Raw genomic sequence first — 7,041 nt, forward strand, 5'->3', positions numbered from 1 at the left:
GGCGAAGGGGGCGTAGGCATGGGCGAGCGTGACCACCACCGCGGCCGGCGTGTTGAGGAAAGCCAGCGTCGGCTCCTTCCAGAGGCCGGTCTCGATGAAGGCGGAATTCAGCACGCCGTTATAGGCGAGCACGATCTTCCAGGCGAAGACGCGCAAGAGGTAGCTGGTCCAGAACGGCAGGGTGACGAGGAAAAGCAAAAGGTTGCGGCGGCGGCCGGCATGGAAGGCGAGGTAATAGGCGACCGGATAGGCGGTAACGACCGTCGCAAGCGTGACCAGGCCGGCAATGACCAGCGAGCGCAGCGTCACCGTCCAGTAGAGCGGATCGGTGGCGACGGTGAGGAAATTCTCCGCCGTTAGGCCGACCCCAAGCAGCGAGCCGTCATTGCCCCTGAAGGCGAGGAAGACCACAAGGCCGAGCGCAAAGAGGATCAGGAAGAATGTGACCAGCCCGCCCGGCAGCAGCATGGCGAAGCGGAAGACCGGCGAGATGCGGTTTTCCGGCAAGGGCCGTGCTGCAACGACGGTCGACGACATTGAACTGCCCATCGGAATTCTGAAATCGCCTAATGATTTTTCATATTCATGAAACTGTCAAGCTGAATCGCTTGTGCGCTGCACACGTTCGGCGTCAGCGCTCAAAGGCATCGAGCATGCGATACCAGGCAATTGCCGCGGCAACGCCGATCTGCCGAAAGGCGTGGAACGGGATCGGCCGGATCGGCGACAGCGGGAAGGGCAATTGCCTGGCATCGCCGCTGGCGAGGTAGTTCGCCATGCGCTTGCCGAGCGCGCTCATCAGGCCGACGCCCCTGCCCTGGCAGCCGACGACGGCAAGCAGGCCCTTTTCCGGTTCATGCAGATGCGGCAGGTGATCCGGCGTCAGCGCCACTCGGCCGAACCAGCGCTTCTCGATGGCGATGCCGGCAAGCGCCGGATAGAGGCGGGTGAGCGCGCGTTCGAGATGCGCCCAGTCCGCGGCGCTTGAGGGCCGCGCCATGCGGCCGCGGCCGCCCAGCACCATGCGGCCATCGGGACTCCGGCGGTAGTAGACCAGGATGCGACGGGAATCGGAAACGGCCTGCCCGCCAGGCAGGATGCCGGCGGCAAGCTCCGCCGGTAGCGGCGCGGTGGCGATCTGGAAGGAATGCAGCGGCACGATGGTCTGGGCAAGCCCGGGCAGCAGGCCATCCGTATAGGCATTGGTGGCAAGTACGACCGATCTGCCCCGCAACTCGGCGCCGCCTTGCGTCGAGACCCGCCAGACGCCGGCCTCCTTGGCGAGCTTCACCACTCGCTGCTGCTCGGCGATGCCGGCGCCGGCGGCCGAAGCGACGCGGGCCAGTTCGAGCGTATAGGACAGCGGATCGATGATTCCAGCGCGGCGGTCGAGCCAGCCGCCGAGATAGCCCCTGGCGCCGGTCATCGCCGCGATCTCGGCCTGGTCGAGCAGCTTGACGTCGGCGCCGCGCGAGCGCCATTGGCGGTCGCGGTTGGCGGCGGCCTTCAGCGCTGTCTCGGTGTGCGCCGCCTGGATCCAGCCATTGCGCGTAAACGGCACTGCCAGCTTCTCGTCGCGGATCACGTCGAACACGGCATCGGCCGTCGAGGCGGCGAACGCGACCAGGGCTTCACCACGCTCCTTGCCGAAATGTTCAATCAGCCATTCCGGATCGTATTTGAGGCCGGGAATGACCTGGCCGCCATTGAGACCGGAAGCGCCCTGCCCGATCGCACCAGCATCCAGCACCTGAACGGAAAGGCCGGCCCGCGCCGCATGCAGCGCGGTCGACAGGCCCATGATGCCGCCGCCGACAATGATCGCGTCGAACGTGCCGCCGGATGACAGTTCGGACCGGAAGGCCGGCGCCGTTTGGGGTTTCCGCCAGACCGGATCGAAGAAGGCTGCGGGCAAAGATCACCTCGGCGCTGAAACTTCGTGAAAATCCTATTGTCAATTTCATGAATTTGAAAGAGCGCTCGATAGGCCAGACAAATCCTGGCTATGTGACAGCACAGCCATGGCCCATAAACCTTGGCATCGACGGGATAGACGTTTGCGCTAAATCCGGGGAAAGTGCCGCGCGACAATCGAGAGGAATGATGCCATGACCGATCCGACCCGCCTGCCTGCCGAAGGACTTTTCGTCGGCCGCGCCAGAACCAGCGCCGCTTCTCATCCGCTGGTGGTGACGGCACGGGACGGCGAAGTGATCGACATCACCTCGAGCGCGGCGCCGACGGTGCGCGATCTTTGCGAGTTGAAGGATCCCGCCGACTACCTGCGCTCAGCCAAGGGTAAGGCGATCGGCGTGCTCGCCGACATCGCGGCAAACAGCTTCGAGGCCAAGCGCGACGCCGCGAAGCCCATCCTGCTTTCGCCCGTCGATCTGCAGGCGATCAAAGCCTCCGGCGTCACCTTCGTGGTCAGCCTGCTCGAGCGCGTCATCGAGGAGCAGGCGCGCGGCTCGGCGGAAAAGGCCGACGCCATCCGCGCCGACATCGCCAGCCTGATTGGCCATGACTTGTCGAAGCTCAAGCCCGGTTCGCCGGAAGCGATGGAAATCAAGGCCAAGCTGATCTCGCGCGGGGCCTGGTCGCAATATCTGGAGGTGGGTATCGGCCCGGACGCCGAAATCTTCACCAAATGCCAGCCGATGGCGTCCGTCGGCTTCGGCGCCGATGTCGGCCTGCACCCCGTCTCCACCTGGAACAATCCCGAGCCGGAGATCGCCATGATAGCCGACAGCTCGGGTCGCATCGTCGGCGCCACGCTTGGCAACGACGTCAACCTGCGCGATGTCGAGGGGCGCTCGGCGCTGCTGCTCGGCAAGGCCAAGGACAACAATGCTTCCGCCTCGCTCGGACCGTTCATCCGGCTGTTCGACGAGACCTTCTCGATCGCCGACGTCAAGCGCGCCACGGTGCGACTCAGCGTCGAGGGCGAGGACGGCTTCTCGCTGGAAGGCGCCAGCTCGATGGCCGAAATCAGCCGTTCGCCGGAAGAACTGGTCAAGGCGGCGATGGGGCCGCATCACCAGTATCCGGACGGGCTGGCGCTTTATCTCGGCACCATGTTCGTGCCGTCGAAGGATCGCGGCGAGAAGGGCAAGGGCTTCACCCACAAGGTCGGCGATATCGTCACCATCTCGTCGGAAAAGCTCGGCGCTCTCACCAACCGCGTGCGCCTGTCGCCGGACTGTCCGCATTGGACTTATGGCGCCAGCCATCTGATGCGCGACCTGGCGAAGGCCAATCTTCTCTAGCGCCCAACCGAGGCGACGTTGTCCAACCCCGCCGCAGAGAGCGAGCGCTAACGGCAACGCCTGCCCGAGAAAATAGCGCCTGAACTGATGCAATCTGATGGGATTGCTGATGGCGCGCGAAGCTGTGCCAACATCCATTGGCGATGGAGGCTTGCCATCGTCTGAAAAAGGGAATGCTCTGGACGTTCCGGTCGGCGCTGGCAGGAGACGTGGACAAAGGCCGCGTCGCGCCGATCCAGGAGGAGAGTTTCAACATGGGAGGAAATCGAATGCTTTCGCGGCTAAGACTGCTCGTGCTTGGCTTGATCGCGCTCATCGCCATTCCGGCGATGGCTGAGGCCAAGACGTTCTACTGGATTTCACATGGCGGCCCGGCCGACCCGGTCTGGACCTATTTCCTGGCCGGCGCCAAGCAATGGGCAAGCGACACCGGCAATAAGGTCAACACGTCGTTCCACAATGGCGACGTTGCCTCGCAGCAGGAGGCGATCCGCGCCGCCATCTCGGCCAAGGCCGACGGCATCGTCACCACCAGCCCCGATCCGGGCAGCCTGATCGAGCTCGCCAAGGAAGCGCGCGCGGCCAACATCCCGATCATCAACTTCAACACACCCGACCCGAAAGCCAACTTCAACGCCTATGTCGGCGGCGACAACGTCACCTTCGGCAAGCACTGGGCGCAATACCTGGTCGACAAGGGCCTTGTGAAGAAAGGCGACTTCGTCTGGATGCCGGTCGAGGTTCCCGGCGCCACCTATGGCGTGCAGGAAGAGGAAGGCATCAAGAGCGTCTTCGAGCCGCTCGGCATCACCTATGAAATCACCGAGGCCACGCTCGACCAGGCCGAAGTGATCAGCCGCATGGCCGACTATCTCACCGCGCACAAGGGCAAGGTGAAGGCGATCATCGGCCTCGGCGACCTCGTCACCGGCTCGATCAAGCGGGTGTTCGACCAGGTCGGCGTCAAGGCGGGCGAGATCCCGGTCGTTGGCTGGGGCAATTCGCTCGACACCACGCAGGAAGTGCTGAACGGCTATGTCAACGCCGCGCAGTGGCAGGACCCGCAGGCGACCAGCTATGTGGCGCTGTCGCTCGCCAACATGGCCGCCAGCGGCATCCCCCCGGGCTTCAATGTCATCACCGGCGCGCTCTACGAGAAGGACACCGCCGGCGTCTACGACAAGATCCTGTCCGGCAAATAAGTTCCCGCGCGATTGACCAGCGCCGCGCTTTGCACCTGAAGCGCGGCGCTGGATGCTACCGCCGCCGGCGCCCGCCGCCATACCCGGCGCGAAATCCGGCCAGTTTCAATCATGTCACGGGTATCTCGTGGAAAATCATTCCTTCGTCCAGCGCCTGATCGGCAGGTCAGAATTCGGCCCCCTTGTCCTGCTCGTCGTCGAGTTGGTCGTGTTCTGGGCCATCAATCCGGACTTCCTCTCGCCGCAGAACATCTCCAACATCCTGGCCTTCACCGTCGAGCTCGGCCTGATCGCGCTGGCGATGACGCTGTTGATGACATCGGGTGAATTCGACCTTTCCGTCGGCTCGCTGTTCGGCTTCTCGCCAGTGCTGATGTGGACGCTGTTCAACAGCGGCGTCACCTCGCTGGAGGTGGGCCTGCTGATCGCGCTAATCGTTGCCGCGCTGATCGGGCTGGTCAATGGCTGGTTCGTCACCCAGCTCAAGATCCCGTCCTTCCTGGTCACGCTCGGAATGCTGCTGGTCGTGCGCGGCACGGCGCTCTTCGTCACCGACGGCTTCCCGCAGCGGACCTGGAGCGCCGAAGGCAGCTGGCTGGCCGATATCCTCGTCGGCGACTTCTATGTCGGGCCGTTCCGCATCTACGCCTCGCTTTTCTGGTTCATCGGCGCCGCGATCATCCTTGGCTATGTGCTGACGCAGAGCCGGACCGGCAACTGGATCCAGGCCGCCGGCGGCAATCCCAATGCGGCGCGCGCCCGCGGCGTCAACGTCAACCGCGTCAAGGTCGGTCTGTTCGTCCTGTCGGCGGTGATGGCTTCGCTGGCCGGCGTGATCTCGTCGCTGCGCACCTCCGCGGCCAACCCCAACAGCGGCACCGGCTATGAGCTCGAGGTTATCGCCATGGTGGTGATCGGCGGCACGGCGCTGACGGGGGGACGCGGCACCATCATCGGCACGGTGCTCGGCATCCTGATCCTGCGCGTCATGCGCAACGGCATCGTGCTGATCGGGGTGCCGGGGCTTGCCTACAACATCTTCATCGGCGCGATCATCCTCGGCATGATGGCGCTGCATTCGTGGCTCGAACGCCGGCACCAGGCAGGGACTTAAGACGATGGCCGAGCCTCTGATCCGCATGGCAAACATCCGCAAGTCCTACGGGCGCGTGCAGGCGCTGGTGGACGCCAATTTCCACGTCAACGAAAAGGAGATCGTCGGCCTGCTCGGCGACAACGGCGCCGGCAAGTCGACATTGATCAAGGTGCTGTCGGGCGCCGTGCCGCTGACCAGCGGCGACATCTTCGTCCGCGGCAAGAAGGTCAATTTCCGCAGCACCAGCGACGCAATCGCTGAGGGCATCGAGACGATCTACCAGGACTCGGCGCTGGTCACGCAGCTGTCGATCGCGCGCAACCTGTTCCTCGGCCGCGAGCCGATCAAGCCGCCGCGCTTCCTGAACCGCATGGACCAGGAGGCGATGAACGCGGTGGCGCGCGACCTTCTGCGGCAAGTCGGCATCACCAAGAACATCCCGCCGACGACGCCGATCGGCTCGCTGTCGGGCGGCGAGCGGCAGGCGGTCGCAATCGCGCGCGCCATGCATTTCGACAGTGATCTCATCATCCTCGACGAGCCGACCAACAATCTCGGCGTCGCCGAGACGCAAGGTGTCTTGAGCTTCGTGCGCAGCGCCCGCGACTCCGGTCATTCCTGCATCTTCATCGCGCATAACATCCACCACGTCTTCCAGGTGGTCGACCGCATCGTGGTGATGCGCCGGGGCAAGGTGGTGGCCGACGACATCGATCCGAAGAAGACGACGGTGGCCGAGGTCGAGCGCGTCATCACCGGCATGTCGGACAAGGAAATCCGGGATGCGATCACCGACGGCCGGGAATCGCATGGCTGATTTCGGCAGACTTTGACTTGGCGTGACAGGGGCTCGCATCCCATCCTATGACTGGACCCATGAAAGCCACCGTAGCCGACATCGCCAGGAGCTGCGGCCTGTCGACCGCGACCGTCGACAGGGTGCTGAACAACCGTCCGGGCGCAAGTGCCGCCAACCGGCAGCGCGTGATGGAAGCGGCCAAGCAGCTCGGCTATCTGCCGACACTCGACCAGGTCGTGCTGCCCTCGAAGCCGGCGCATCTCGAATTCTTCCTGCCGATCGGGTCCAACGCCTTCATGGCCGATCTTGCCCATCACATCGAGGACTATGCGGCGCGCCTGCCCCTGGTCGCGTCGTGCCGCATCCACAATCTTGCCGGCATTTCGCCCAGCGCGCTGCAGAGCGCTGTGGAGAATCTGTCGCTCAAGGCCAATGGCGTCGGCGTCATCGCCGTCGATCACCCGCGCACGCGCAACATCTTGCGCGAGCTGGTCGAGGCGGGAATCAGGCTGGTCACGCTGGTCTCAGACGTGCCAGCGGCGCCCCGCTCGGCCTATGTCGGCATCGACAACCGCGTGGCGGGCCGCACAGCGGCGCTGCTGATGGGGCGCTTCCTCGGCGGCCGCACCGGGCATCTGGCGATGATGGTCGGCTCGCGCTCCTATCGCGGCCATGAAG

Annotated in this window: 6 protein-coding genes and 1 pseudogene; 5 read left to right on the plus strand and 2 right to left on the minus strand. The window is 64.5% G+C overall.

From position 1 onward, the window contains the following. Both EOA24_RS22215 and EOA24_RS22220 read right to left on the minus strand, forming a co-directional pair. Positions 1–537: pseudogene (locus tag EOA24_RS22215) on the minus strand (ABC transporter permease); the annotation flags it as partial. 94 nt (positions 538–631) lie between these two features. Further along, positions 632–1,915: an FAD-dependent oxidoreductase gene (locus tag EOA24_RS22220; protein WP_127410063.1), complete on the minus strand. Its 1,284-nt coding sequence runs from the start codon at positions 1,913–1,915 to the stop codon at positions 632–634. Between the two features lie 193 nt (positions 1,916–2,108). On the opposite strand from EOA24_RS22220, the gene EOA24_RS22225 reads away from it, so the two are divergent. From EOA24_RS22225 to EOA24_RS22245, 5 genes are all read left to right on the plus strand, one after another. After that, positions 2,109–3,266 carry a fumarylacetoacetate hydrolase family protein gene (locus EOA24_RS22225; protein WP_126078641.1) on the plus strand — a complete coding sequence of 386 codons (1,158 nt, stop codon included), beginning with the start codon at positions 2,109–2,111 and terminating at the stop codon, positions 3,264–3,266. 269 nt (positions 3,267–3,535) lie between these two features. Further along, complete coding sequence (locus EOA24_RS22230; RefSeq protein WP_095818957.1) at positions 3,536–4,468, plus strand: substrate-binding domain-containing protein; 933 nt, start codon at positions 3,536–3,538, stop codon at positions 4,466–4,468. A 127-nt stretch (positions 4,469–4,595) separates the two neighbouring features. After that, on the plus strand, positions 4,596–5,582 hold the full coding sequence (locus EOA24_RS22235; RefSeq protein ID WP_126078642.1) for an ABC transporter permease: 987 nt from the start codon (positions 4,596–4,598) through the stop codon (positions 5,580–5,582). A 4-nt stretch (positions 5,583–5,586) separates the two neighbouring features. Further along, positions 5,587–6,381, plus strand: coding sequence for an ATP-binding cassette domain-containing protein (locus EOA24_RS22240; RefSeq protein ID WP_126078643.1), 795 nt, complete (start codon positions 5,587–5,589; stop codon positions 6,379–6,381). 59 nt (positions 6,382–6,440) lie between these two features. Further along, on the plus strand, positions 6,441–7,041 hold a 601-nt coding region (locus tag EOA24_RS22245; RefSeq protein ID WP_133374569.1), incomplete at its 3' end, for a LacI family DNA-binding transcriptional regulator.

The sequence above is a fragment of the Mesorhizobium sp. M2A.F.Ca.ET.039.01.1.1 genome (assembly GCF_003998035.1).
Lineage (GTDB): Bacteria > Pseudomonadota > Alphaproteobacteria > Rhizobiales > Rhizobiaceae > Mesorhizobium.

What these genes read in the sequence shown, in the direction of transcription:
- EOA24_RS22225 (WP_126078641.1), top strand. Translation starts at nt 2,109, where the DNA reads ATGACCGATCCGACCCGCCTGCCTGCCGAAGGACTTTTCGTCGGCCGC.
- EOA24_RS22230 (WP_095818957.1), top strand. Translation starts at nt 3,536, where the DNA reads ATGCTTTCGCGGCTAAGACTGCTCGTGCTTGGCTTGATCGCGCTCATC.
- EOA24_RS22240 (WP_126078643.1), top strand. Translation starts at nt 5,587, where the DNA reads ATGGCCGAGCCTCTGATCCGCATGGCAAACATCCGCAAGTCCTACGGG.